General features: G+C 70.9%; 29 protein-coding genes. 18 read left to right on the plus strand and 11 right to left on the minus strand.

The genetic code is table 11. The features are described from left to right. Positions 1 to 92: 92 nt before the first annotated feature. The 4 genes from ABFX50_RS08380 to ABFX50_RS08395 all read left to right on the plus strand — a co-directional run bounded on the left by ABFX50_RS08380 (position 93) and on the right by ABFX50_RS08395 (position 3,343). Positions 93 to 533 carry a TIGR02611 family protein gene (locus ABFX50_RS08380; protein WP_346144719.1) on the plus strand — a complete coding sequence of 147 codons (441 nt, stop codon included), beginning with the start codon at positions 93 to 95 and terminating at the stop codon, positions 531 to 533. A 61-nt stretch (positions 534 to 594) separates the two neighbouring features. Next, a complete protein-coding gene (locus ABFX50_RS08385; protein ID WP_346144721.1) occupies positions 595 to 1,461 on the plus strand; it encodes a TolB-like translocation protein in 867 nt (288 codons plus the stop codon). A 12-nt stretch (positions 1,462 to 1,473) separates the two neighbouring features. Then, positions 1,474 to 2,379, plus strand: a complete 906-nt coding sequence (locus ABFX50_RS08390) for a TolB family protein (RefSeq protein WP_346144723.1) — start codon at positions 1,474 to 1,476, stop codon at positions 2,377 to 2,379. Between the two features lie 43 nt (positions 2,380 to 2,422). Next, positions 2,423 to 3,343, plus strand: a complete 921-nt coding sequence (locus ABFX50_RS08395; RefSeq protein WP_346144725.1) for a WD40 repeat domain-containing protein — start codon at positions 2,423 to 2,425, stop codon at positions 3,341 to 3,343. A 101-nt stretch (positions 3,344 to 3,444) separates the two neighbouring features. Here the strand turns inward: ABFX50_RS08395 and ABFX50_RS08400 are convergent, their stop codons facing one another. Then, the gene (locus ABFX50_RS08400) at positions 3,445 to 3,765 is read right to left on the minus strand and encodes a GroES family chaperonin (protein ID WP_183658421.1); all 321 of its coding nucleotides are present in this window, start codon (positions 3,763 to 3,765) and stop codon (positions 3,445 to 3,447) included. Positions 3,766 to 3,871: 106 nt separating this feature from the next. Between ABFX50_RS08400 and ABFX50_RS08405 the strand changes: the two genes are divergently transcribed. Next, positions 3,872 to 4,561 (plus strand): spherulation-specific family 4 protein, encoded by a 690-nt coding sequence (locus ABFX50_RS08405; protein WP_346144727.1) that lies wholly within the window; start codon positions 3,872 to 3,874, stop codon positions 4,559 to 4,561. A gap of 19 nt (positions 4,562 to 4,580) precedes the next feature. After that, positions 4,581 to 5,144 (plus strand): DUF1349 domain-containing protein, encoded by a 564-nt coding sequence (locus tag ABFX50_RS08410; protein ID WP_183658427.1) that lies wholly within the window; start codon positions 4,581 to 4,583, stop codon positions 5,142 to 5,144. A 16-nt stretch (positions 5,145 to 5,160) separates the two neighbouring features. Here the strand turns inward: ABFX50_RS08410 and ABFX50_RS08415 are convergent, their stop codons facing one another. Both ABFX50_RS08415 and ABFX50_RS08420 read right to left on the minus strand, forming a co-directional pair. Next, positions 5,161 to 6,093: an endonuclease/exonuclease/phosphatase family protein gene (locus tag ABFX50_RS08415; RefSeq protein ID WP_346144729.1), complete on the minus strand. Its 933-nt coding sequence runs from the start codon at positions 6,091 to 6,093 to the stop codon at positions 5,161 to 5,163. 44 nt (positions 6,094 to 6,137) lie between these two features. Beyond that, complete coding sequence (locus ABFX50_RS08420; RefSeq protein WP_183658433.1) at positions 6,138 to 6,473, minus strand: rhodanese-like domain-containing protein; 336 nt, start codon at positions 6,471 to 6,473, stop codon at positions 6,138 to 6,140. Between the two features lie 36 nt (positions 6,474 to 6,509). On the opposite strand from ABFX50_RS08420, the gene ABFX50_RS08425 reads away from it, so the two are divergent. Beyond that, positions 6,510 to 7,169 carry a TetR/AcrR family transcriptional regulator gene (locus ABFX50_RS08425; protein WP_346144732.1) on the plus strand — a complete coding sequence of 220 codons (660 nt, stop codon included), beginning with the start codon at positions 6,510 to 6,512 and terminating at the stop codon, positions 7,167 to 7,169. A 127-nt stretch (positions 7,170 to 7,296) separates the two neighbouring features. On the opposite strand, the gene ABFX50_RS08430 is transcribed toward ABFX50_RS08425, so the two are convergent. The 3 genes from ABFX50_RS08430 to ABFX50_RS08440 are packed head-to-tail and all read right to left on the minus strand — an operon-like array spanning position 7,297 to position 10,165. Next, positions 7,297 to 8,100: an ABC transporter ATP-binding protein gene (locus ABFX50_RS08430; RefSeq protein WP_346144734.1), complete on the minus strand. Its 804-nt coding sequence runs from the start codon at positions 8,098 to 8,100 to the stop codon at positions 7,297 to 7,299. Next, positions 8,100 to 9,113 (minus strand): FecCD family ABC transporter permease, encoded by a 1,014-nt coding sequence (locus ABFX50_RS08435; RefSeq protein ID WP_346144736.1) that lies wholly within the window; start codon positions 9,111 to 9,113, stop codon positions 8,100 to 8,102. Before ABFX50_RS08435 ends, ABFX50_RS08430 begins: the two co-directional genes overlap by 1 nt. Then, on the minus strand, positions 9,110 to 10,165 hold the full coding sequence (locus tag ABFX50_RS08440) for a FecCD family ABC transporter permease (protein WP_346144738.1): 1,056 nt from the start codon (positions 10,163 to 10,165) through the stop codon (positions 9,110 to 9,112). The genes ABFX50_RS08435 and ABFX50_RS08440 overlap by 4 nt, the downstream gene beginning before the upstream one ends. A gap of 79 nt (positions 10,166 to 10,244) precedes the next feature. On the opposite strand from ABFX50_RS08440, the gene ABFX50_RS08445 reads away from it, so the two are divergent. Both ABFX50_RS08445 and ABFX50_RS08450 read left to right on the plus strand, forming a co-directional pair. After that, positions 10,245 to 11,180: an ABC transporter substrate-binding protein gene (locus ABFX50_RS08445; protein ID WP_346144740.1), complete on the plus strand. Its 936-nt coding sequence runs from the start codon at positions 10,245 to 10,247 to the stop codon at positions 11,178 to 11,180. A gap of 42 nt (positions 11,181 to 11,222) precedes the next feature. Continuing rightward, complete coding sequence (locus ABFX50_RS08450; protein WP_346144742.1) at positions 11,223 to 12,239, plus strand: ABC transporter substrate-binding protein; 1,017 nt, start codon at positions 11,223 to 11,225, stop codon at positions 12,237 to 12,239. On the opposite strand, the gene ABFX50_RS08455 is transcribed toward ABFX50_RS08450, so the two are convergent. Then, positions 12,223 to 14,634 (minus strand): helicase-associated domain-containing protein, encoded by a 2,412-nt coding sequence (locus ABFX50_RS08455; protein WP_346144744.1) that lies wholly within the window; start codon positions 14,632 to 14,634, stop codon positions 12,223 to 12,225. The genes ABFX50_RS08450 and ABFX50_RS08455 overlap by 17 nt on opposite strands. 181 nt (positions 14,635 to 14,815) lie before the next feature. Further along, positions 14,816 to 15,325, minus strand: coding sequence for an ATP-binding protein (locus ABFX50_RS08460; protein ID WP_183658466.1), 510 nt, complete (start codon positions 15,323 to 15,325; stop codon positions 14,816 to 14,818). A 224-nt stretch (positions 15,326 to 15,549) separates the two neighbouring features. On the opposite strand from ABFX50_RS08460, the gene ABFX50_RS08465 reads away from it, so the two are divergent. The 4 genes from ABFX50_RS08465 (at position 15,550) to ABFX50_RS08480 (ending at position 17,832) form a co-directional block, all read left to right on the plus strand. Continuing rightward, the gene (locus ABFX50_RS08465) at positions 15,550 to 16,371 is read left to right on the plus strand and encodes a helix-turn-helix domain-containing protein (RefSeq protein ID WP_183658469.1); all 822 of its coding nucleotides are present in this window, start codon (positions 15,550 to 15,552) and stop codon (positions 16,369 to 16,371) included. Continuing rightward, positions 16,372 to 16,608 carry a DUF397 domain-containing protein gene (locus tag ABFX50_RS08470; protein WP_183658472.1) on the plus strand — a complete coding sequence of 79 codons (237 nt, stop codon included), beginning with the start codon at positions 16,372 to 16,374 and terminating at the stop codon, positions 16,606 to 16,608. A gap of 87 nt (positions 16,609 to 16,695) precedes the next feature. Beyond that, a complete protein-coding gene (locus ABFX50_RS08475; protein ID WP_346144747.1) occupies positions 16,696 to 16,953 on the plus strand; it encodes a hypothetical protein in 258 nt (85 codons plus the stop codon). Between the two features lie 117 nt (positions 16,954 to 17,070). Continuing rightward, positions 17,071 to 17,832: a hypothetical protein gene (locus ABFX50_RS08480; protein ID WP_346144749.1), complete on the plus strand. Its 762-nt coding sequence runs from the start codon at positions 17,071 to 17,073 to the stop codon at positions 17,830 to 17,832. On the opposite strand, the gene ABFX50_RS08485 is transcribed toward ABFX50_RS08480, so the two are convergent. Then, positions 17,810 to 18,391, minus strand: coding sequence for a histidine phosphatase family protein (locus tag ABFX50_RS08485; protein ID WP_346144751.1), 582 nt, complete (start codon positions 18,389 to 18,391; stop codon positions 17,810 to 17,812). The genes ABFX50_RS08480 and ABFX50_RS08485 overlap by 23 nt on opposite strands. A gap of 107 nt (positions 18,392 to 18,498) precedes the next feature. On the opposite strand from ABFX50_RS08485, the gene ABFX50_RS08490 reads away from it, so the two are divergent. Continuing rightward, positions 18,499 to 19,443, plus strand: a complete 945-nt coding sequence (locus tag ABFX50_RS08490) for a zinc-binding dehydrogenase (protein WP_346144753.1) — start codon at positions 18,499 to 18,501, stop codon at positions 19,441 to 19,443. A gap of 3 nt (positions 19,444 to 19,446) precedes the next feature. On the opposite strand, the gene ABFX50_RS08495 is transcribed toward ABFX50_RS08490, so the two are convergent. Beyond that, complete coding sequence (locus ABFX50_RS08495) at positions 19,447 to 20,358, minus strand: TIGR03621 family F420-dependent LLM class oxidoreductase (protein WP_346144755.1); 912 nt, start codon at positions 20,356 to 20,358, stop codon at positions 19,447 to 19,449. A 60-nt stretch (positions 20,359 to 20,418) separates the two neighbouring features. Further along, positions 20,419 to 21,075 carry a hypothetical protein gene (locus tag ABFX50_RS08500; protein ID WP_346144757.1) on the minus strand — a complete coding sequence of 219 codons (657 nt, stop codon included), beginning with the start codon at positions 21,073 to 21,075 and terminating at the stop codon, positions 20,419 to 20,421. Between the two features lie 90 nt (positions 21,076 to 21,165). Between ABFX50_RS08500 and ABFX50_RS08505 the strand changes: the two genes are divergently transcribed. From ABFX50_RS08505 to ABFX50_RS08520, 4 genes are read left to right on the plus strand one after another with little or no spacing between them, the layout of a single operon-like run. Then, the gene (locus ABFX50_RS08505; RefSeq protein ID WP_346144759.1) at positions 21,166 to 21,915 is read left to right on the plus strand and encodes a phytanoyl-CoA dioxygenase family protein; all 750 of its coding nucleotides are present in this window, start codon (positions 21,166 to 21,168) and stop codon (positions 21,913 to 21,915) included. Continuing rightward, entirely contained in the window at positions 21,906 to 22,907 is a 1,002-nt protein-coding gene (locus ABFX50_RS08510) for a phosphotriesterase family protein (RefSeq protein ID WP_346144761.1), read from the plus strand. The genes ABFX50_RS08505 and ABFX50_RS08510 overlap by 10 nt, the downstream gene beginning before the upstream one ends. Next, positions 22,853 to 24,040, plus strand: coding sequence for a cytochrome P450 (locus ABFX50_RS08515; RefSeq protein WP_346144763.1), 1,188 nt, complete (start codon positions 22,853 to 22,855; stop codon positions 24,038 to 24,040). Before ABFX50_RS08510 ends, ABFX50_RS08515 begins: the two co-directional genes overlap by 55 nt. Continuing rightward, positions 24,037 to 24,837 (plus strand): SDR family NAD(P)-dependent oxidoreductase, encoded by an 801-nt coding sequence (locus tag ABFX50_RS08520; RefSeq protein ID WP_183658492.1) that lies wholly within the window; start codon positions 24,037 to 24,039, stop codon positions 24,835 to 24,837. The genes ABFX50_RS08515 and ABFX50_RS08520 overlap by 4 nt, the downstream gene beginning before the upstream one ends. Position 24,838: the final 1 nt, after the last annotated feature.

Below are 24,838 nucleotides of genomic sequence, written 5' to 3' on the forward strand. Positions count from 1 at the left end.
GACAGTACATGGATGCCCATTTCGGCCCCTTGGTCATGGCTTGGGCGCGGCGTTCTGCCGAGCAGCTCTATTCGGGCTATTAGTCTGGATGGGTGGCAATCGACTCCGAAACCGGTGACGCCGACAAGCTGAAGGACGAAGCGGCGCGCCGCTCCGGCATTCACGGCTGGCTCGACGGCATCCGGTCCACTCGGACCGGTGCCCTCACACTCAAGATCATCATTGGTGTGATCGGCACCGTGATGGTCGTGGGCGGCCTGATCATGGTGCCCTTCCCCGGGCCGGGCTGGCTGGTCGTCTTCGCGGGGCTGGCGGTGCTGGCCACCGAGTTCCACTGGGCGCACAAGGTGCTGGAGTTCGGCAAGAGCGTTTTGCAGGCCTGGACCGAGTGGTACAAGCAGCGCGGCTGGACGGTGCGCATCATCGTCCTGCTCGTCACGCTGGCCGCCATGGGCGTGATCATCTGGGCGGCGCTGAAGTTCAGCCTCGGCATCGACCTGTTCGCCGAGGGGCGCAAGCTGCTCGGCGTCTAGCCTCCATACCGGTTCGGTCTGCGCGCAAGCGGACGAGGTGGGCGCTCCCTAGGCTGCCGCCGTGCTCTCCGTCCTCGTAGCGCTCGCCCTCATCCCCCTGCCCGGCGCCTCCGTGGTGCTCCACGAGAGACCGGCCGACCCCGTACGGCTGACCGCCTACGGCCTGGGCACCCAGCACGCCTACCTGCGAGGCCCGGCCGCCTTCGTCAGGCAGCGCGGCGCCTCCGAGGTGGTCGTCTCGCCCGACGGGCGCAGGGCCGCCGCCGTACCCGCCGCCTACCGGGGCGGCCACGACACGCTCGTCGTCACCGACCGGGCCACGGGCAGGTCCAGGCGCATCCGCACCGTCGCCAGGCCGCTGATGGCCTCCTACGCCTCGTGGTCGCGCGACGGCAAGAAGGTCCTGCTGACACTGGAGAAGAAGGTCTCGGGCAAGTGGCGCTCGATCGGCTACGTCACGGTCGACGTCGCCGCGGGCACCTCCCACACGACCGTCGTGGCGGGCGCCGACCCCGCCGCCACGTTCTGGTGGACCCCTGACGGCGCGGTGATCGCCCAGCGCAGGGGCGACGCGGTGGTCCACAGGGCGGGCGCGAAGCCGAGGGTGCTCAAGGGCGTCGGCACACTCACAGGACCCGATTTGTTCTCGCCCTCGGGCAAGCGCATGACGACCTGGTGCCCCTCCAGGCTGGCCGAGCACGTCTGCCTCGTGAACCCCGCCACGGGGGCGATCGTCTCCCGCTCGAGGCTCAGGCCCGAGGCGGTGGTCGGCTGGTGGAACGACCGCTCGCTGATCGCCGTCGTGCCGTACAGGAACAACTACCGGCTCGTGGTCGCAGGCACCTCGGGCTCCGTCGAACGGGTGCTCGCCGAGATCCCCGCCCGCACCTGGCGCGCGGAACTCTGGCTGAGCTTCACCCGTAAGTGAGAGGGTGCCTCCGTGAGTCCAAGCACGCTCCTTCTCGCCGCGGCGCTCGTCTTATCCGGCGCCGACGTCAAACTGCCAGGTCTCGGCGTCACCCTGCACGAGCAGCCCGGCGACCCCAAAAAGGTCAGCGCCTACACGACAGGAAGCTCGTCCTACCTCAGGGCGGGCGGCTACTTCGCGGGGCAGCGCTCCTACAACGACCTCGCCGTCTCGCCGGGCGGCGCCTTCGTGGCCGCGATCCCGAGGAAGTTCGCCAAGGGCTACGACAGGGTCGCGATCGTCAACAGGGCCACCGGCAGGGTCACCAAGATCCGCACGGTGAAGGCACCCATGGTGGCGGGCACGCCGTACTGGTCGCCCGACGGGCGCAAGGTGGTGCTGACGGTCTCCAGGAGCGACGGCCGAGGCGGCGGCTGGCGCAGCGTCGGCTTCGTCGTCGTGGACGTCGCCGCCAGGCGCGCCAGGCTGGTCAAGGTCCCGGGCGCCTACCATGACGCGCTCTTCCAGTGGTCGCCCGACGGCAGGCGGGTCGTCTCCGACCACTGGGACGGCGTGCGCTTCTACCTGACCGACGGGCGGGTGGCCTGGACCCTCTGGCGTACGGGCGGGCTGGTCGGCGGCGAGAGCGCCTTCTCTCCCGACGGCAGGCGCATGGCGACGTGGTGCCCCAAGAAGCACAAGGCGACGCTGTGCACCTGGAACCCCTACAACGGCAAGCTGGACAAGAAGGTGAAGGTCCCCGCGGTCGCCTCGTACGGCTGGTGGGACCGCGAGCACCTGATCGCGGTGGGACGCCACGGCAAGGGCTACGCGAGCGTCGTGATCGACCTCGACGGCAAGCCCGTGCGCCCCCTGGCCACCATCAGCCGCACCGCCTGGCGCGACTATGACCTCTACCTGAGCTACACCCGCCGCTGAGGCTCTATGCTCCGCCTTTGTGAATCTTCGTCGCGCTGTGGCCATGTGTGCCGCTTCCTGTGCGCTTCTCCCATTAATCCCAGCCTCTGCCTCAGCTGCCCGTCTCGACGAGAACGAGATCGACACGGGTCTCGGTGTCACGCTCCATGAGCGGCCCGGCGACCCGAAGAAGGTCACCGCGATCGTCGGCGCCAAGCCTCATCTGCGCACCGCCGACGACACCTTCGAGGTGGTGCCCGGCTACTTCGACGTAGCCGTCGCCCCGAAAGGACACCGAGTGGCGGGGCTCCCCGAGAACCCGAAGGGCAGGTACGACTCGGTCGCCATCATCGATGCGGCCGCCCAGCAGACGACGACGGTGCGCACCTCGAAGCTGCCGTTCAGGACAACGATCGCCTACTGGTCGGCCAGCGGCAGCAAGCTCGCGCTGACCGTCGAGAAGACCGACGGTAAGAAGTGGGTGCCCGTAGGCTTCGCCACGGCCGACGTGAGGGCCAAGGCAGCCAAGGTGGTGCTGTTGAAGGGCCTTTCCAAGGACGCGGTGTTCCAGTGGACCCCCGACGGCAGACACCTGATGAGCAGCTACCGGGACGGCGTGCGCTTCCACCGGCCGGACGGCAAGGTGGTCAGAACGCTGCCGGGCGTCGGCTCGGACATCGGCGGAGAGACGGCGTTCTCACCCTCCGGAAAGTTGCTGGGAACCTTCTGCCCAGCCCGCTATTACGAGAGCCTCTGCACCTGGGACCTGGCGACAGGCAAGCTGCGCAATCGCGTCGACATCGCAGTCGAGGGATCGTACGGCTGGTGGGACGACAAGCACCTGCTCGCCGCCGTGAAGGGTGGGAGCGGCTACCAGATGGTCGTCGTCGACCTCAAGGGCAACGTGGTGCGCACCGTGGCTGACATCAGCTCTTCGGCGTGGAAGAAGGACGAGGTCTACCTGAGCTACACCGACGCCGATTGATCGACTGACGGCTCGGCCCTGGCGATACGCAAGGACGTCGTCTCGCCGGGGCCGGTCGCCGGGTCGACGCCGCGCACGGTCCCCGGCTGGAGCCGGGCCGGCTAGAGGTAGAGGCCGGTGCCGTGGTCGGTTTCCTGGGTGGCGACGGCGTGCAGGTCGCGCTCTCTCATCACCAGGTAGACCTGGGTGTGCAGCTCGACTTCGTACTGGTCCTCGGGGTTGAGGAGCACCTTGTCGCCGACCTTCACCGAGCGTACGTTGGCGCCGACGCCGCAGACCTCTCCCCAGGCCAGCCGGTTGGCCATCTTGACGGTCGCGGGGATCACGATGCCTGCGCCGCTGCGCCGCTCCTCGCCGTCCTTCTCCAGCCGGATCATCACCCGGTCGTGGAGCATCTGGATCTCGAACTTGGGGTCTGCCACGAACGTCAGTGTACGCGGCGCCTGACCGGCCGATTTCCCAACGGGCGGCCTGGCCGTGGGCTATAACGTTCCGGTAACCACCGGCGACTTCCCTGAGGCGGCACGCGTGATCCTGTCCGGCGGGCCCGTCAGAAAGGGGCCGCGGCCCGAGCCGCCGGCCGGGGCGCGGACGGCGGCGCTGGTGCCCGCCTACTTCGCTCCCGACGCCGCCCCGGGGGAGTGGCGGCGGCTGTTGGCCGCTCCTCCGCGCCTGGTCGTCGTCTCCGTCGATCACGGCCCCGGCGCCGTCAGGCAGGCGGCCTACGTGCCGTGCGTGGCGGCCCTGCTGACGGCGGGCTGCGAGGTGCTCGGCTACGTCGACACCGACTTCGGCCTGCGCCCATCCGAGGAGGTCCGCGCGGACCTGCGCCGCTACCGGGACTGGTACGGCCTGCGCGGCGTCTTCCTCGACCAGGTCGCGGCCTCGGAGGAGCGCCTGCCGCACTACGCGGACCTGGTCGACGGCGTGCGCGGGACGGTCGTCCTCAACCCCGGCGTCTACCCCGATCCCGGCTACGCGGCGCTCGCCGACCTCCTGGTCACCTTCGAGGGCCCGCTGTCGGCCTACCGCTCCATGCGCGAGCCCGCCTGGGCCCGCGCCTTCGCCAGGGGCCGCTTCTGTCACCTGGTCCACGACGTGCCCCACAGGCAGGTGGAGCCGACCCTGCGCAGGGCCGTACGGCACGCCGCCGTCGTGCACGTGACGGACAGGACGGGCGCCGCTCCATGGCGGGATCTTCCAACATATTTCGGGTGAGCATGGCAGGATGACCGCCATGATCATGGCCTTTGGCTCCTCCGACTGGCAATGGATCAACCCTCCCCGCGAGTGGACCGCCGACGACGGGCTCAGTCTGGTCTGCGATCCCGGCACGGACATGTGGCGGAAGACCCACTACGGCTACACCTACGACACCGCGCACCTGTTCGGGAGGATCGTCTCGGGAGACTTCCGGCTGACGCTGACGTTCTCGGGCGACTACGCCGAGCAGTACGACCAGGCGGGCGCGGTGCTGCGGGTCGACGAGGCCACCTGGATCAAGGCCGGGGTCGAGTACGTCGACGGCGCCTTCCATCTCAGCACCGTCGTGACCCGCGAGGTGTCCGACTGGTCGGTCCTGCCGCTCGGGCGCGCCACCGGCAGCGTCACCTTCGACCTGGAGCGCAGAGGTGACGCGGTGACCGTCCGCTACGGACTGGACGGAGCCGAGCCCGAGGAGATGCTCAGGCTCGCCGCCTTCCCCGAGGGGGTGCCCGCGCTCGCCGGCGCGATGGCGGCGGCCCCGGTCGGCAAGGGCTTCGCCGCCCGCTTCGACGACGTGCGCGTCACCGCCCTCTGACCGGCGGGTCCTGGGCTCACGGCAGCGTGAGTTCGGCGAACACCGGCCGGTGGTCGGTGGCACTGAGTTCGTGCACGCTGAACGCGCGCACTCCCATCCGCCTGTCGGCGAGCACGTGGTCGATCGTCACCCCCGGCAGCGGCCGCCATCCCTGCTGCGGCCAGGTCGCGGTGAACCCCTGCCCCGTGACGTCGGCCGCGTCCCTGTAGCCCGAGTCGAGCAGCGCCCGCACCGGCCAGTGGTCGAGGGTGGCGTTGAAGTCGCCCGCCAGCACCGTCAGCCGCTCGCCCGCCCTGGGCAGCGCGGCCAGTCCGGAGCGCCAGCACGCCATCTTCTCCGCATGGCTGGGCGCGCACGGATGCACCGACACCACCTCGATCTCGGGTCCTTTCGGCGGCTTGATCACCGCTCTGGCCTGGCGGAACCTGCCCAGCGCGATCAGCGGCCGCTCGGTCAGCGGGTGCAGGGAGTAGAGGCCGGACCCCCAGACCCCGCCCTGGGACCTGTCCACGACGTGCGGCATCCGCTTGCGCAGGCCGAGCGCGTCGAGCCGCTTCCTGGCCTCGGGGGTGAGCTCCTGGATGGCGAGCACGTCGGGCTTGAGCCGTTCGACCAGCTTCACCAGCTCCGTGGTGTCCCCCGCACCCACCGCCAGGTTCGCCGCCAGCACCCTGAACGTGGCGCCGTTCGCGGGCGGCTGCGCGTCGGTGAAGTACCGGGGCAGGACGGCCAGCGCCAGCGCTCCAGCCGTCACCACGGCCACCGCCATGGGGACCCGCCGCCTCAGCAGGCCGGCCAGCAGCACCGGCACCACCGAGGCGGCGGCCACGTAGGGGGTGAAGGCGACCAGCTGGATCCACCGGTCGGCGATGTCGGCCCCCGTCACTCTCAGCACCGCCCACACGGCGAACGGCACGACCACCAGCCAGGCGAGGAAGGTCCGGATCATGGAGCGGAACCTACCGGGTCAATGTGCAGAAACCGTGAAGAAGGTCAGACGGTCACCGAGGACTCGACGGGCAGGCCCGCCTCGACCCAGTCCTGGATGCCCTCGCGATAGGTGCGGACGTCGGTGTAGCCCAGCGCGGTCAGGCGGTTGGCCACGGCCTTGCTGTTGGGGCAGGACGGGTTGGAGCAGTAGGTGACGATCGCCGCGTCCCTGTCGGGCAGCAGCGCGGCGGCGCGCTCGGCCACCTCGCTCTCGACCAGGGCGATGGCGCCGGGCAGGTGCTGCTGCGCGTAGTAGTCGCCGCCGAGGGCGTCGACGACGGTGACGGCGCCTGCCTCGATCGCGGCCTTGAGATCGTCGCGGGAGATGTGCACGGTCATTGCGACCTCCGAGATAAATGGACTACAGTCCGTTTTGTGGATGGCACCGAAATTAGCGGACCGCAGTCCGGTTCGTCAAGCGAGGTACTGGAGATCCTGCGCACGCGCCCGCCCCAGGAACGGGCCGACGCGGCCCGCAACCGTGAGAAGGTGCTGGCCGCCGCGGCCGCGCTGTTCGCGGACAAGGGCGTCGAGGCGGTCTCCATGGACGCGATCGCCACGGCGGCGGGCGTGGGGAAGGGGACGCTGTTCCGCAGGTTCGGCGACAAGTCGGGGCTGGCCGTGGCGCTGCTCGACGCCCGCGAGCGCGACCTCCAGGAGCGGATCCTGTCGGGTCCGCCGCCGCTGGGCCCCTCACCTGAGGCCGGACGGCCCGCCGCGACGCCGGCCGAACGGCTGGCGGCCTTCGTCCAGGCCTACCTCGACTACCTGTTCGCCCACCTCGACCTGGTGCGGATGTCGGAGACCGCCAGCCCGGGGGCGCGTTACCGCATCGGCGCCTACGGCTTCTGGCACAGGCACGTGGCGATCCTGCTGGGCGAGGCCCTGCCGGGCGAGGACGCCGAGGTGCTGTCGCACGCCGTCCTCGCCGTCCTGGCCGGGGAGAGCGCCGCCGCGCTCAAGGACAGGTACGGCGAGGAGCGCGCCAAGGCCGCCCTCGCCACGACCGCCCTCGCACTCTGCCCCACGACGTGACGGCCGGTCGGCGCCCGTCCGCCTGGTTGATCGTCAGAGGGCGTGGGGGCGTCGCGGGGTTCCTCGCTGCGTCACCTGGGCCCGTGGGCGTGCGGTTCGGCGGCGCACCCCACGGTCAGCCGCACCTCTAGTGCGCGACAGGGGTGCGCGCCCTCCTCCGTGCCTCGGGGACGATCAGCGGGGTGCCCGACTGCGGATCGGCGATGATCTCGCACCGCAGGTCGAAGACCTGCTCGACCAGGTCGGGCGTCATCACCGCGGCGGGTTCGCCCTCGGCCACCAGCACGCCGTCACGCATCACGATCAGATGCGTGGCGTACCTGCAGGCCTGGTTGAGGTCGTGCAGCACCGCCACCATGGTCCTTCCCTGCTCGTGCAGGTCGGCGCAGAGGTCCAGCACCTCGATCTGGTGGGAGATGTCCAGGTAGGTGGTCGGCTCGTCCAGCAGCAGGATGGGCGTCTCCTGTGCCAGCGCCATGGCCAGCCACACCCGCTGCCGCTGCCCGCCCGACAGCTCGTCCACGATGCGTTCCGACAGCGACGTGACGTCGGTGGCCGCCATCGCCGAGGCCACGGCCACCTCGTCGGCCTTGGACCACTGCCGCATCAGCCGCTGGTGCGGATAGCGCCCCCTGGCCACCAGGTCCGCCACGGTGATGCCGTCGGGCACGATGGAGGACTGGGGAAGCAGCCCGAGCCTGCGCGCCACCTCCTTGGAGGGCAGCGAGGTGATCACGCTTCCGTCGAGGTGGACCGCGCCCGTCCTGGGCCTGAGCATGCGGGCCAGCGCTCGCAGCAACGTGGACTTCCCGCACGCGTTCGGGCCGATGATCACCGTGAAGGACTCGTCGGGGATCTCCACGTTCAACGACGACGCCACCACCCGCTGCTCGTAGGCGAGGGTGAGGTCGGAGCCGGTCAGACGAGCCATCAGCGGCGGTCCTTTCTCAGTAGCAGAGCCAGGTAGGTGCCGCCGATGGCGGCCGTCAGCACTCCGACGGGCAGCTGGGTGGGGGCGAGCAGCCGCTGGGCGGCCAGGTCGGCCGCGGTCAGCAGCACCGCGCCGGTGAGGGCGGAGGCGATGAGTGTCACGCCGGGGGAGCGGGTCAGCCGCCTGGCCAGCTGCGGCGCGGCCATGGCGACGAACATCACGGGCCCCGCGGCGGCCGTGGCGACGCCGCACAGCAGCACGCCCGCCACGATCGCCGCCGCCCGCACGGGCTCGACCCTGATGCCGACCGCCCGCGCGGCGTCGTCGCCCATCTCCATCATCCGCAGCGGCCTGGAGACCGCGCAGCACACGGGGACCAGCACGGCCAGCGCGATCGCGACGGGAAGGGCGTGATCCCAGCCGCGGCCGCTGAGGCTGCCGTTGAGCCAGGCGCCCGCGTTGGCCGCGTCGTTGATGTTGGCTTTGGTCAGCAGGTAGTTGTCGGCGGCCAGCAGGACGGCGTTGACGCCGATGCCGACCAGGACGAGCCGGTAGCCCTGCACGCCCCTGCGGAAGGCGAGCGCGTAGACCAGGATCGCCGAGATCACGCAGCCGAGCATGGAGCCCGCGGCGATCTGCACCGCCGTACCGCCCATCACCACGGCGAGCACGCCGCCGGTGGCGGCGCCCGCGGTGAACCCGATGAAGTCGGGGCTGCCCAGCGGGTTGCGGGTGAGGCTCTGGAAGATGGCCCCGCTCAGCCCGAAGGCGGCGCCCACGGCGAGCCCGGTGACCACGCGAGGGGCGCGCAGCTGGCTCACGATCAGCTCGGCCACCGGCGTGCCCTGCCCGAACAGGGCGGTGACGATGTCGGCGACCGGCACGGTGAACTCGCCCGTGGAGACCGCCACCAGCGCCAGCGCGACCGAGGCCGCCACCAGCGCGAGGCTCACCACGAGAGCACGGGGGGCGGGCCGCAGGGAGTAGGGCCCGACCCTGACAGGAGTCGTCATAGCGCGGCCAACCTCCTGCGCCTGGCCAGCAGGATGAAGACGGGCGCGCCGACCACCGCGCACATGATGCCCACCTGCACCTCTCCGGGGGTCGCGATGACGCGCCCCACGATGTCCGCGCCGAGCAGCAGCACCGGCGCCAGCACCGCCGCGTACGGCAGCAGCCACCGCTGGTCGGGCCCCACGACCGCCCTGACCGCGTGCGGCACCGCCAGCCCGACGAACCACAGCGGCCCAGCCCCCGCGGTGGCCGCGCCGCACAGCAGCGTCACGGCGACGGCGGTCAGCACCCTGGTGCGTCCGACGGCCACGCCGAGCGCCCTGCCCGCCTCCTCACCCAGAGCCAGGGCGTTGAGCGGCTTGGCGAGCAGCAGGCCGAGCGCGATGCCTACCGCCATGAAGGGCACCAGGCGCATGATCACGTCGGAGGTCTGCGCGGCGAGCGAGCCGGTGAGCCAGAACCGCATCCGGTCGAAGGCCTGGGAGTCCATGCGCAGGATCGCCGAGGCGACGGCGGTGAAGACCATGCCGAGCGCCACGCCTGCCAGTGCCAGCCGTACGGGGGAGGCGCCCGAACGCGCGGCCGAGCCGAGCGCGTAGGCCAGCGCGGAGGCCAGCGCGGCGCCCGCGAAGGCGAACCACACGTAGACGGCGGGGTTGGTGAGACCGAGCAGCCCGATCGCGATCGTCGCGCCGAGCGCCGCGCCCTGGTTGATGCCGAGCAGCCCCGGATCGGCCAGCGGGTTGCGCGTCAGGCTCTGCATGAGCGCGCCCGCGAGACCGAGCGCGGCTCCGACGCCGAGGCCGAGGATGGTGCGCGGCACCCGCAGCTCGCGGATCACGGTGTGGTCGCTGGAGCCGTCGGGCGCGGTGAAGGCGGTGAGAACCGTCGACAGCGGCACCGAGCGCGCGCCGAGCGCGACGCTCAGCAACGCGACCAGCACGAGCAGGCCGAGCGCGGCGAGCAATCCCGCAGCGAGTACGGCGGAGCGGCCCCGTTTGGCGGCGGAGGGCTCCGTCGTCGCGGTGCCCGCCAGGGGAGGCGCGGTCATGTTCCCTCTCGTCGTAAAGGGTTAGGCAAGGCTAATCTAACAAGTCGTGAATGAGGTAAGCCTAGCCTTAGGAGTCGATATGTCGGTATCCAGGAGGGGGTTCCTGGGCCTCGTGCTCGCGGCCACGGCCTGTGGAGCCGAGTCGCGCCCGACCCCGACCGTCGCGGCGGGGAAGGCGTGGTCCTTCACCGACGACCGTGGCAGGAAGATCGATCTGCCGGCGCGGCCGACCCGGGTGGTCGCCCAGGTCAGCGCCGCCGCCACGCTGTGGGACTTCGGTGTGCGCCCGATGGCGGTCTTCGGCCCGCACCGCCTGGAGAGCGGCGCCAAGGACCCGGAGGCGGGCGACATCGACATCACCAAGGTCCAGGCGATCGGCAACGCGTGGGACGAGTTCGACGTCGAGCGGTACATCGCGCTCAGGCCCGAGGTGCTCATCGCGGGGATGTATCTGAAGAACGAGCTGTGGTACGTGCCCGCCAAGTCCAGCGCCGCGATCGAGCAGGTGGCCCCGACCATCGGCATCCAGCAGGAGAACAAGGCGGGTGACGAACTGATCAGGCGCTACGAGCAGCTGGCCGTCGCGCTCGGCGGCGCGGCGCAGGCCCAGGCCAGGGAGAGGTTCGTGGCGGCGGAGAAGGCGCTCGTCAAGGCGGTGGGACCGAAGGTGCTGTTCTGTGCCGCCTCGCCCGACCAGTTCTGGGTGTGTGACCCGCGCAGGTTCCCCGACCTGAAGTACCTGCTGTCCAAGGGGCTCGACATCGTCGTCCCCGACCGGCCCGACGGCTACTTCGAGACGCTCAGCTGGGAGAACGTCGACAAGTACGACGCCGATGCGATCTTCCTCGACGCTCGCGCGCAGTCGATGAAGGCCTCGGAGGTGATCGCGAAGCCGACCTGGCCGAAGGGCGCTCAGGTGTACCCGTGGCGGGCCGAGATGCGCTTCAGCCATCAGGGCTATGCGGCGCTGCTGGAGGAGCTGGCGGTGAACCTGGCAAAGGTAAGGCTAAGCTAACCATCGGTCCGTTTTAGGTAACCCTCACCTTAGGAGTTCCAAATGTCGGTATCCCGTAGGGGATTCGTCGCGGCGGCCACCGGCCTGGGCGCCCTCCTGGCCCTCGCCGCCTGCGGCGGGGAGCCGGCGTCCGCGCCCGCCGCCTCCGCCGCGAACGCCGCGCAGACGAGCGCCGCCACCCCCTTCTCCTACACCGACGACCGCGGCAAGAAGATCGACCTGCCGAAGACGCCCACGAAGATCGTCGCGCAGGTCGGCTCGGCCGCCGCGCTCTGGGACTTCGGCGTGCGCCCCATCGCCGTCTTCGGCCCTCACAAGCTCGAGAACGGCAAGACCGATCCCCAGGTCGGCAACGTGGACATCACCAAGGTCCAGGGCCTGGGCAACGTGTGGGACGAGTTCAACGTCGAGCAGTACATCGGCCTGCAGCCCGAGCTCCTGGTCAGCAGCATGTACCTGAAGGACGACCTCTGGTACGTGCCCGCCAAGTCCAAGGACACGATCGAGAAGGTCGCCCCCACCGCGGGCGTCATGCTCACCGGCAGGAACGCCACCGAGGTCATCACCAAGTACGGCGAGCTGGCCGCCAAGCTCGGCGCGAACCTCGACGCCCCCGAGATCACCCAGGCCAAGACCCGCTACGAGGCGGCGCTGGCCGAGCTCGAGAAGCTCGCGGCGAAGGGCCTGACGATCGAGCTGGTCTCCGGCAGCCCCGACGCGATGTACGTCTCGACGCCCGAGATGGTCCCCGACTTCAAGCTGCTGAGCGACGCGGGGCTCGACATCGTCAAGCCCAAGGTCGACGCCCAGGGCTACTTCGAGCCGCTGAGCTGGGAGAACGCCGACAAGTACAAGGCGGACGTCGTGCTGTTCGACAGCAGGACCCAGGCGCTCGGCCTGGAGGAGATGAGGAAGAAGCCGACCTTCGCCAAGCTTCCCGCGGTCGCCAAGGGCCAGGTCTACCCGATGTGGGTGGAGACTCCCTACAGCTACCAGAAGTGGGCCGACCAGCTGGAAGAGCTCGTCGCCAACCTGCGGAAGGCTAGTAAGCTCCCCTGACCTCGACGATCTCGGCCAGCGGGAACTCGAGGTAGTCACCCGCCTCCTCGCACCAGGCGTCGAGCGTGCCGCCGCGCAGCTCGCCGTGGCTTATCGTCGCGGTCAGCCCGTCGGTCAGCGTGATGCCCGCCCGCACCCCGCGGTCGACGACGAAGCCGAGCAGCGACTGCTGGGCGGTCGGCAGCCTGGTGGCGTTCCTGCCGATGATGGCCCAGGTGCGGCCGTTCTGCTCGGCGTCCTCCTGCGACTCCAGCAGGCGGCGGGCGTGCTCGTGCGGGTCGGGCAGCGGCTCGGCCAGGGTGTAGACCCCGTGGTGGAGCTGGGAGTCGAGTTCGGCCACCTGGCCGCCGGGCAGCAGGATCAGCTTGCCGTTCTGCGCGTCGGAGCCCGCGCTTTTGGAGCGCCTGATGGTGATCTCCCCCGTGTCGGCGATCGGCACGGGGGCGTAGCCGTTCTCGCGCAGCGCTGCCAGGGTGCGCTCGGCGGGTGTGGAGCTGACCAGCACGGTGGGGGCCAGCAGCCGCAGCCCCAGCCTGGACAGCCGGCGATGCGCGGCGATCTCGGCCAGCAGCGCGGGGTCGGTGGCCTGCACGATGCAGGCCACCGTCGTCACCGTCACCTCGCCGTGCCTGCGCGCGACGTCGCGCACGAGGTACTCCAGCGGCTGGGGGATCTGGCCGACCTCACTCAGCTCGGCGAGCAGCTCGTCGGCGTCGTAGCCCACGTCGAGCGCGCCGCGGACGCTCTCGGTGGTGAAGCGCCACACCGAGGCGGCCCCCCGCGACTCGCGCTCGGCCACCCTGTCGAGCAGCTCGGCCAGCTCGGTGGAGGGCGGGCCCGTGACCACCGCGGTCAGGTCGGGGCCGAACAGCGCGCTCCTGCGCACGCTGGCCAGCGCCCTGGTCGAGGCCTCCACCAGCACGGGGTCGTGCTCGACGAGCGGGACGGTGTCGTCGTTCTCGTCGCCCGCGTGGGCGGCCAGCCCCGCCAGCGCCCTTCCGAGGTCGGTGAGCGCGTCGTTGGCCAGCACGCCGAGCAGCCTGGCCTCCTCGAGCGCCGCCGCCGCGCAGTCGGTCAGCAGGGCCTGGTCGAGCAGCGGCGCGTGCCAGTGGGCGTTGCGGACCAGGCTGCCCCTGTCGGCGAAGGCGGTGCCCGAGGGCAGGTGCGACAGCACCCCCAGCACGGCCCTGCGGACCCTGGCGACGGCCGCGCCGCTCTGGTCGTCGCCGAGGACGGTGGGGTACTTGCCCTCGATCTTGCGCAGCGACGAGCGCTCCATGCGCCACCAGGCCGACAACAGCACCCGCAGCCTGGCCGAGCCCTCGTCGAGCCGCCATCTGTCGAAGCGCTCGGTGGGGACCATGCCGCCCGACTTCTCGTCGAAGGCCAGCAGCCTGGAGACCGCGCAGATCTCCAGCAGCAGCCTGGTCTCGTCCTCGTCGCAGCCGGTCTCCTTGGCGACCCTGCGCACCTCGCGCACGCCCACCCCGCCGGTCTTCAGCAGCGGCAGCGGGGTCTTGGCGGTGTTGTCGAGCAGCGCCGCGCACCGCTCGACGACGTGCGGGGCGGCCAGGGTCATCAGGTGGTCGACCTCTTCGGGGTCGACGGGGATCGTCGCGATCTCGGGAGGCTCGGGGGAGAAGGGCGGGTGGTAGCCGGGCCCGCGCACCGACAGCGCGACCTCGCGCGGCATCTCGGCGACCTCCCATCGAGGGCGGTAGAGCAGGCCGTGGTCGGCGGCCCACTTCTCCGGCGTGCCCAGCATCACGAACCTGCCGCCGTCGACGTCGCGGACGGGGCCGTCCCACGCGAAGTCGGCCAGCAGCCGCTCGGTGCCCTCGGGGGCGTTGCGCAGCAGGGCCGCCAGCCGTACGCCGTCGGAGAGCACCTCGGTCACCCTGGCGATCGTGCGCCGCTTGTTGCCGTGGGGCGGGAGGCCGAGGTTGCGGGCCAGCGCGCGCAGGGTGTCGTTGCTGACGGTCCAGGAGTTGAGGTAGTGGTCGAGCGGCTCGCCGAGGCCGAGAGGCGCCGCCCACCAGCGGGAGACCGCCTCGGCCAGGTGGACGCGGCCCTCGTCGTCGGGCCAGGCCAGCGCGTGGTCGTAGAGGACGTCGAGCCAGGGGGTCAGCGTGGCGACGGGCGCGTCGAGGAAGGCGGCGAGGCGATCGGGCGGAGTGCGGTCGCCGAGCACCAGGCAGGCCTGCGCGATCTCCAGACACGGCAGCGGGAGCGCCCGCATGGCCTCCATGACGGCGAAGCCGTTGCCCAGGCGCTGGGCGAGCGTGTCGAGCCGCCGCGGCCACGGTGCCGCTATGGCGTCAGGTCGGTTGGAGAGGACGCGCGCGAGCCTCGCTTCGTCCAGTGTTCGCAGCCAGCCGAGCAGGTGATCATCCATCTGTCAGCACTCTCAGTGGGTCGCGCGCGGGGACTCGCCTTGAGCCTTGACCATCCACGTGGCCCTCACTACCAATGAGAAACGTGCGTCCCAGACTCGGAGGCTGGCGCACGTTTTTCTCATGTGATGCGAGGCAGAACTCAGCATACGCGCTCGTTGCCCGGGTGTCCGGGCTTCGCACTCAGGAGAGAACGGCCCAGACGATCTTCCCGTACGGCGAGAGCGCCGACCAGCCCCAGCGCAGGCTCAGCGACTCCACGATGTGCAGTCCGAGCCCTCCGACATCGAGCGGGCCCGGGTAGCGCAGCACGGGAACGGAGGCGGCGGGATCGGTGAACGCGCAGGTGACGAGCGCGCCTCTGCGCACCAGCGACATGCGCACCGGCTCGTGGTGCCTGGCCTCGGCCAGGGTGAGGCCGTGGCGCAGCGCGTTGGTGGCCAGCTCGGAGACCACGAGCTCCATGCTGTCGGAGAGCTCGCCGAGCCCCCAGCCCGAGAGCGTGCCGAGGGTGAAGCTGCGGGCGGAGTGGACGGAGGCGGCCGAGGGCGGCAGGACGAAGGTGGCGCTGGCGCCGATCGCCGTGCCGGGAACGAGGAGGTCGCGCGCCGCCTCAGGCCACCAGCCGACCGGGGGCCACCAGTCGAGGGTGGTCCACAGGCCGAGGGGTTTGGTGGACTGCACATTGATCATTCTGGTGCAGAGTCTCGTGCAGGTGCAAGAGCGAATGCACGTGCAGAAGTAGGGGCCAGCCGCTACGGTTTGCCAGGTATCGGTAAATCGGGTGGCAAAGGGGGATCTTGTCGCGACCCATGATCTTTGGGGCGCGAGGTGACAGACTGTCTGGTACGGAAACGACCAAGGAGCAGCACGTGTCCATGGATCCGCCGGGTTCTGGCTCAACCGTTCGGCGCATCATGCTCGGCGCCAGCCTGCGTCGCCTGCGCGAGGAGCGCGGACTCACCCGTGATGTGGCCGGATTCCACATCAGGGCCTCCGAGTCCAAGATCAGCCGCATGGAGCTCGGCCGCGTCGGCTTCAAGACACGTGATGTGGAAGACCTTCTCACGCTGTACGGCGTCAGCGACGACGCCGAGCGGCGGGCCCTGCTGGAAATGGTCCGCGAAGCCAACACCCCCGGGTGGTGGCACAAGTACTCTGCCGTCCTTCCCCAGTGGTTCTCCACCTATGTGGGCCTGGAGGAGGCCGCGAGCCTGATCCGCACCTACGAGGTGCAGTTCGTGCCCGGCCTGCTGCAGACGGCGAACTACGCCAGGGCGGTCTACCAGCTCGGCAACCCCGACGCCACTCCCGAGGACATCGATCAGCGCGTGCATCTGCGCATGCAGCGGCAGGAGCGCTTCACCCGCAAGGACGGCCCCCGTCTGTGGGCGGTCATTGACGAGGCGACCCTGCGGAGGACGATCGGCGGCGGAGAGGTCATGTCCGAACAGCTTCAGCATCTGCTGCACGTGGCGACCTTCCCCAACATCACCATTCAGGTGATGCCCTTCAGGTACGGCATGCACGCCGCCGAAGGGGGCGCCTTCAGCATCATGCGGTTTCCCGAGTCCGACCTGTCGGACGTCGTCTACGTCGAACAGCTCTGGGGTGCCCTGTACCTGGACAAGCGTGAGGACATCGACCCGTACCTCACCGCCATGGAGCAGCTGTGCGTGGAGAGCACCACGCCGGGCGGCACCGTGGAGCTCATCGACGGTCTTCTCAGAAAGATGTAGATGGAGCACACCTACAACGGCATGCCCGCCACCGACCTCACCGAGGTCGCCTGGCGCAAGAGCCGCTACAGCAACTCGCAGGGCAACTGCGTGGAGCTCGCGGAGCTTCCAGACGGCGGGATCGCGGTCCGCAACTCGCGCTTCCCCGAGGGCCCCGCGCTGATCTACACCCGTGACGAGATCCGGGCCCTGGTGCTCGGGGTGAAGGACGGGGAGTTCGACGGCCTGCTGGTTTAACACGGTGTTCACCTCCGGCGCACCCGCTTAACGGGGTGCGCCGGAAGGCGTAATAGTCCGGTCTCGAGGCTCCTGCAGGATTCACTCATGATCGACCAGATGACGCTCTACCCGATCGCCGACGACGTGCTCATCGCGCCAGGCGGCAAGGTGGTGATCCGCACCTACGGCGTGGGCGCCGCCGTCCCCGACGGCACGGTCTCCTACCGCACCTGGGTCACGGGGGTGCGTGACCAGCCCCGCTACTGGCACTGGGGTCACTTCGAGGACGCCGCCTCTGGGCACCGCAGGGTGCTGGAGTGGCTCACGGGGCGCGGCCCCCAGCCCGTGCCTGTCGTGGCCTGATCACCAGCGGACGTGCCGGTTCGGCCGATCACCGACCTTGGACCCCACTTGTGCACGTCTCTCGTTGAGATACGCTCGAACCCGAGCAATCGCTTGGTTCGATCTCGGGAGGCCCGTGTGCGACGAGGGATCCACCTGCTCGAGGAGGTCGACTTCCGGCCGATGAACTCCCGCAGGCCGCTGGAGTACCTCACCTGGCTGACGCGCTACAAGCAGGAGGACGCCGGGCGCGCCGCGCCCGAACTGACCGAGGGGATGTCCATCCGCTCCCGCGAGATCGACCTCGTGGGCGCCTTCTACGCCGTCGGCATCACCGGCCACCAGCAGTTCAAGGCCGTCACCCTGTGGGACTGCCACGGCGGGTGGGAGGGCGGATGGCGGCAGATGATGGAGATCTACTCGGGCGTCGACTCGCGCCTGTTCCTGTCCGACATCGACGACCTGCGCTTCTCGGCCTTCTCCAGGCCGCTCGGCGCCGTCCACGGCAGCCCCGCGCTGTCCTCGGCGCGGCCCGCTCCGCTGTTCGTCTTCGAAAGCGCCTCCGTACGGCCGGGCGCCGCCCTCGACTACCTCGAGGCCGTCCGCTCCGAACGCCTGCCCATCCTGGCCGACCACGGCCACACGCTGGTCGGCCTCTACGAGGTGCTGCTCTGCGACAGCGAGGTCGTCACGGTCTGGGGCACCACCCTCGACGCGCACCTGGCCACGCAGCGGGCCAGGGACGCCGCCCTCGGGCTCGACGACGAGGCCGTTCCCGACGAGCGGCTGCTCACCTGGGGCAAGCGGGCCCGCGACTACCTGTCGGGGCCCTGGAGGGAGACGCTTCTGGTGCCGTTCCCGGGTAGCAGGCTCTCGCCTACACCGGCGCGTTCCAGTTGAGGATCACCGGCTCGGCGTGCTCGAAGCCCAGCCGGGAGTAGGTCCCGGTGTCGAGCCTGAAGAACCTGCCGTTCTGCGGCGGCAGGCCCAGCCATCTGGCGGTGAGCACGCGCAGGAAGTGACCGTGCGCGACCAGCGCCACCTGGCCCTCGGCCCCCTTCGCCCGCGCGATCACCCGGTCGGCCCTGGCCGCCACCTGCTCGGCGCTCTCGCCCGGATGGTCGTGGTCGCCGGGGACCACGCCGTCCCTCCACAGGTACCAGCCAGGACGGCTCTCGCGGATCGTCGGCGTGGTGATGCCCTCGTAGCCGCCGTAGTCCCACTCCCAGAGGTCCTGGTCGACCTCGTAGTCGGTCAGTCCCGCCAGGTCGGCGGTACGGCGCGCCCTGGCCGCGGGGCTCACCAGCACCAGGTCGAAGGAGCGCGCCTTCACCAGCGGGGCCAGCGCCCTCGCCTGGTCCTCGCCGTGGGGGGTCAGCGACAGGTCGGTGCGGCCGGTGTGGCGGCCCGCCCTGCTCCACTCGGTCTCGCCATGTCTCAAGAGCATCATCTCGTCCATATCAGGACCATCATCTCCGATCGTGCCCGCTCGCCTTCCCGCCGGGTTGACCTCAACTCGGCTTGAGGTTGCATCGTGGGTGGCGAGCACCACGAATGGAGAAGCTGATGCACGCCGTCGTCCTGCACGCCTTCGGCCCCGCCGAGAACCTTTCCTACGAGAGCGTCGAGGACCCTGTGCCCGGCGAAGGAGAGGTGCGCATCGCGGTGAAGGCCGCGGGGGTGCACCTCATCGAGACGCTGCTGCGCACCGGGGCGACGATCGGCCCGCCGGTGCCCGAGCTGCCTGCCGTCTTCGGCGGTGAGGTGGCGGGCGTGGTGGAGGCCGTCGGCCCAGGCGTCGACGGGTCGTGGATCGGCCGCAGGGTCGTGACCGGCAGGAGCAGGCCAGGAGGGTACGCCGAGCTGAGTGTGGCCTCGGTCGAGTCGCTGCACGCCGTGCCCGGCGAGCTCGGCTTCGAGGAGGCGGTTGCCATGATCGTGACGGGCACCACCACCATGGCGCTGATCGACCTGGCCGCGCCCACCGCCGACGACGTCATCCTGGTCAACTCGGCCGCCGGTGGCATCGGCCGCCTGCTCGTCCAGCACGCGCGCAACCTCGGCGCCAGGGTCGTGGGGGCGGCGGGAGGGCCGGCGAAGGTGGCGAAGGTGCAGGCGCCCGCCGTCGACTACGACGTGCCGGGCTGGAGCGCGCAGGTCGGGGAGGTGAGCCTGGTCTTCGACGGGGTGGGCGGCAGCAGGGGCCGCGAGGCGTTCTCGCTGCTGGCCCCCGGCGGCAGGCACATCGTGTACGGCAACGCCTCGCGCGAGGAGACCGAGGGACCCACGCCCGAGGAGGTGAAGGCCAGGGGCATCACCTCGATCTACGCCATCGAGCGGATCCTCGGCTGGCCCGGCGGCCTGCGCGGTCTGGAGGAGCGCGCCCTCGAGGCCGCCGCCGCCGGCCGGCTGTCACCGGAGATCCACGCCTTCCCGCTGGCCGAGGCCGCGGCCGCGCACGCCGCGCTGGAGAGCCGTGCCACGACGGGCAAGGTCGTCCTGATCCCCTGACCCTCAGCGGCCGGACAACTCCTCGACGATCGGGGCGAAGGCGTCCAGGTCGCGCTCGTGGTGGAGGACGAAGTAGGACAGGTCGTAGCCGTCCCTCCAGTGGCGGAGCCTGTCGACCATGTCGCGACGCGTGCCGAGCAGCACCTGCGGAGTCTCGCCCTGTCCCGAGGGGTCGGCCGCGCTCCACGACTCCACCGGGCCGGCCGTGCCCACCTGCTGGATGCTGGTCCCGAGCTCCAGCCGGTCGTAGCGTTCCCCTGCGGCCTCGCGCACCAGGGAGAGCTTGGAGAGGAACGCCGCGAGCCCCGCGTCCGCGCCGTCGGGGCCCGTGCCGTCGGCGCGCACCCGCATCCCGAGGTTGACCACGTCGGCCTCGCGGGCGGCCAGGGTGAGCATGCGGGGGCCGCCGCCGCCCAGCAGGAGCCGGGGGTGCGGGCGCTGGACGGGCTTGGGCTGCTGGTCCAGCGCCTCGATCCGGTAGTGCGCGCCGGAGAAGGAGAAGGGGCCGGCGCCCCACAGCCCCTTGAGCACGGTCACCGCCTCGGCCAGCCTGGCCACCCGCACGCCGGGAGGGTCGAGCGGCAGCCCCGCCGCGCTGTAGTCGGCCGCCATCCACCCGGTGCCGAGCCCGAGCTCCAGGCGGCCGTCGGACAGCAGGTCGAGGGTGGCGCTCTCCTTGGCCAGCACGGCGGGGTGCCTGAAGTCGTTGGCGGCCACCAGCGTGCCGACCCTCAGCCTGGAGGTCGCGCAGGCGGCCGCCGTCATGGCCGAGAAGGGCGCCAGGCGAGGGCCGACGAGGTGGTCGGGCACCAGGAGCACCTCGAAGCCCGTGGCCTCAAGGCGCCTGGCCTTGTCCGCCCATGCCTTGCCCGACTCCGCCTGTCGTATGACCGCCGCGAACCTGAACCGCCGCATCCCGACCCCCTACCAAGCGTTTGGTAGACACCATAGGCCGGGGCGGGCCGCCGGTGAAGCTCACCGGTCGTTCAGCAGGCCCAGCGCGACGCCGCCCATCCCGATCGCCATCAGCAGCCAGGCGCCGCCCGCCGCGAGGCCGCCAAGCCCCGCGAACCAGGGGACCGGCACCAGCACGGGAGCGACGATCAACGTGATCGCCGCCCACCGGGGGGCGGTCCTGCCCAGCAGCGCGGCGACGCCGAGCAGGAGGAAGCCGAGCAGACCGAGGAAGAACGACATACCGAAGATCGAGGTGGGCAGGCTCTCCCCGTAGGCGGTGTAGATCTTGGTGAGGGTGGCGGGGTCCACTCCGGCCTGGACGCCCGCGTACAGGACGTCGTCGGAGTTGCCCCCCACCGGCACGATCATGACGAAGGCGAGGATCATGGCGACCAGGCCGAGAGCCGGCCTGCCCGCCCGGGCGACCCTCGCCACGGCCAGGGCGCCAGGGATGATGGTGATCGCACTGAGAGCCGACAGCCATGCGGAGGCCGGGTAGGAGTCGGCCCCGGCGATGAAGCCTCCGACGTAGGCCGCGCCCTCGGCGGTGATGTCGCCGGGGGCGAGCAGCAGGGCGAGCCCGAGCGTCAAGGGCGCGATGACGGCCGAGGCGAGCATGGCGTAGCGGACGAAGGTGTCGGCTCCCGATCGGGGAGTCGTGTCGAGGCTGGTCATGCCCAGAGACTCCGCCTCGCGCGAATCCGGCGCATGAGTAGGTCCCTACTCAATCTTGTTTTACCAAGCGCTTGCTCAGACACTGTGGGCATGGACGTGCGCCCCGCGACCGACGACGAGGTCGCCTTCTTCCACACCAACGGCTGGGTACGGCTGCCGCGCCTGCTCGACCCCGCAGGCGCGGCCGTCCTGCGGGAACGCGCCCTGGCCAGGATCGGCGAGAGGTCCAGGGTCCACGCGACGCTGGTCGACCAGGCCTTCGGACAGTCCCGCGACGTCGCGGCGGACGACCCGCTGTTCGGCGAGCTGAGCGCCGCCCTGGCGCCCAACGCCGTGCGGCTGCTGCACGGTGTCGCCTCCGTCCGGCTGCAGGTGACCAACCTGCTGGTGAAGGAGCCGGGCGAGCACGGCGCCACCGAGTTCCACCAGGACTTCCCCTGGATGCCCATGGACCGCTCGGCCATGCTGACCGTCTGGCTCGCGCTGGTCGACGTGCCCGCAGACATGGGCTCGCTGCGCTTCTACAGCGGCTCGCACCGCCACGGCCTGCTCGGCAGGAGCTTCACCAGGGCGGGCGACGACCAGCTCACCCAGCATCCATGGCTCAAGGAGCTGGAGACCTCACCGGCGCTCGACCTCAGGGCGGGCGACGCGACCGTGCACCACGCCCTGACCGTGCACGGCGCGCCGGCCAACCGGCGCGACAGCCCGAGGCTGTCGTTCACCGCCACCTACTTCGACGCCGACGCGCTCTACACCGGCATGCCGTACGGCCAGACCGACGGGCTGGGGCTCGCGGTGAACCAGCCCTTCGACCACCCGAGGTTCCCGTGCCTGTGACGGTGAAGGGCGAGGTCGGCGACCTGGGCGCCACGCTCATGCACGAGCACGTCTTCGGCCTGAGCCCCGAGATCCTCTGGAACTGGCCCGACATCCCCGAGGGGTGGGACCTGGAGGTCAGGGCGCGTGAGGCCGCCGCCAAGCTCGACGCGGTGAAGGCGGCGGGCATCGACACCATCGTGGACCTCACCGTGGTGGGCCTCGGCCGCTACGTCCCCGCCGTCCAGCGGGTCGCCGAGCTGACCGAGGTCAACATCGTGGTGGCCACCGGGCTCTACACCTACGACGCGCTGCCGCCCTACTTCGGCAACCGCGGCCCGGGGAGCCTGTTCGGCGGCGCCGACCGGCTGGCGGAGTTCTTCGTCAGGGACCTCACCGAGGGCATCGGGAGGACGGGCGTGCGGGCGGCGATGCTCAAGTGCGCCTCCGACCACCTCGGCATGACGCGGGGCTGCGAACGGGTCTTCAGGGCGGTGGCCGAGGCGCACGTGGCCACCGGCGCGCCCATCACCACCCACAGCGCCCAGCCGGGAGGGCTGGAGCAGCAGCGCGTCCTGGCCAAGGCGGGCGTGGACCTCACCAAGGTGGTCATCGGCCACGCCGGCGACTCCACCGACCTGGCCTACCTGGAGGAGCTCATCGCCAACGGCTCCTTCCTCGGCATGGACCGCTTCGGCATCGAGACGATCAGCTCCTTCGACGACAGGTGCGCGGTGGTGGCCGCCCTGTGCGAGCGCGGCCACGCGGGCAGGCTCGTGCTGTCCCACGACTCCTACTGCTTCAACGACAGGTTCGACCCCGACGTCGTACGGCGCCGCCACCCCAACTACCACCTGCTCCACATCCCCACCGACGTCCTGCCCGAGCTGCGAAGGCGTGGCGTGACCGAGGAGCAGATCCACCAGATGCTCGTCGACAACCCGCGGAGGATCCTCGGATGGACTTCGACGTCACCCAGGACTGGCACGTCGCCTCGCCGTACGACTTCCTGAGAACGCTGCGGCACCGGCAGCCGGTCTTCCACAGCGCGCACCTGGGCGCCTACGTCCTGACCAGGTACGCCGACGTGCGCGCGGCCTACGGCGACCCGCGCGTCTTCTCCTCGAAGGGCTCGCTCACGATCTCGCGCAGCCTCACCGAGGAGACCAGGAGGAGGCTCGGGGAGCACGGCTCGTTCCTGTCCAGCTTCGTGGCCAACGTGGACCCGCCCGACCACACCCGGCTGCGCCGCTCGGTCTCGCGCGCCTTCACCCCACGCGCGGTGGCCGCCATGGAGCGCCGCTTCCGCGAGCTCAACGAGAACTTGCTCGACCGGCTGGCAGGGCGTCGCGAGGCCGACTTCGTCCAGGAGATCGCGCACGAGCCCTCGGTCAAGCTCACCGCCGCCTTCATCGGCGTGCCGGAGTCCGACGAGAGCTTCGTCCAGCACCGGGTCAAGGACTGGTTCCAGCTGTTCCTCTCGCCCCAGCCGCCGGACAGGCAGCTGGAGCTGGCCGACAGCTTCCTCACCTACCTCGACTACGTCGACAGGCTGGTCGCGGCCAGGGCCAAGGAGCCGCGCGACGACTTCACCTCGCTGATGACCTCCCTCATCGGCAAGGAGCTCACCCACCGCGAGGTGGTCGAGCTGATCTCCACGATCCTGCTCGGCGGCAACGACACCGTGCCCAACCAGCTCGGCAACAGCGTGCTGCGCCTGCTGCGCGAGGGCCTCTGGCCGGTGCCGCCCGAGCGGATCCCGAACGCGGTCGAGGAGTGCATGCGGATCGACGGCGCCTCGCTCGGCTCCTTCCGCCACACCACCGCCGAGGTCGAGCTGCACGGCGTGCGCATACCTGCCGGGGCGCTGGTGCTGCTGTCGACCGACTCCGCCGCCCACGACGAGACCGTCTTCCCCGACCCCGAGACCTTCGTGATCGACAGGGCCAACGCCGACGCGCACCTGGTCTTCGGCTACGGCATCCACTTCTGCGTCGGCGCCGCGCTCGGCAGGCTGCAACTGCGCACCGCACTGGAGGTGCTCGGCCGCCGCCTTCCCGGGCTCAAGCCGGTCCCCGGCGCGCCCCTCGCCTACCGCAGGTCGATCGTCGGGCGCGGACTGCCGTCCCTGCTGGTGCAGTGGTGAGCCGCTTCGACGGCAAGGTGGCGCTGGTCACGGGGGCGGGCTCGGGCATCGGCGCCGCCTGCGCGGCCAGGCTCGCCGCCGAGGGCGCCTGCGTCGGCGTGGCCGACCTGCGCTCGGCCGCCGCCAAGAGCACCGCGGCGGCGATCAGGGCGAGGGGCGGCACCGCCATGGCCATCGCCTGCGACGTCTCCGAGGAGGTGCAGGTCGCGGCGGCGGTGGCCGACCTGGTGGGCAGCTTCGGTCGCCTGGACGTGCTGCACTCCAACGCCGCCTGCCTCGACCCCGACGTCTACGGCCGCGACGGCGACCTGGCCGACCTCGACGTCCGGGTGTGGGACAGGACGATGGCGGTCAACCTGCGCGGCGCGATGCTCATGGTCAAGCACGCCGTCCCCGCCATGGGCAGCGGCTCGGCGATCGTGATCACCTCCTCCCTCTCCGGTTACCTCGGCGACGTCGACCACGCCGCCTACGGCACCTCCAAGGCGGCGCTCACCGGGTTCGTCCGCTACGTGGCGACCATGTACGGCTCCCGCGGCGTCCGCTGCAACGCCGTCGCCCCCGCCCTCGTCATGACCGAGGCCGCCAGGCTCGCGCTCGGCCCCTCCCGCCTGGCCGACAAGGCCGCGGAGCGCCTGCTGCCGTGGCCGTGCGAGGTGGAGGACGTGGCCGCGCTGGTCGCCTTCCTCGCCTCCGACGAGGCGCGCTGCGTCACGGGACAGAGCCTGGTCATCGACTCGGGCACCTCCGCGCACCGGCCCGAGCACGCCATCCATACCTGGCAGGGCCTAGAGTGAA

This window comes from Nonomuraea recticatena, assembly GCF_039533245.1.
In the GTDB taxonomy this organism is placed as follows: Bacteria; Actinomycetota; Actinomycetes; order Streptosporangiales; family Streptosporangiaceae; genus Nonomuraea; species Nonomuraea roseola.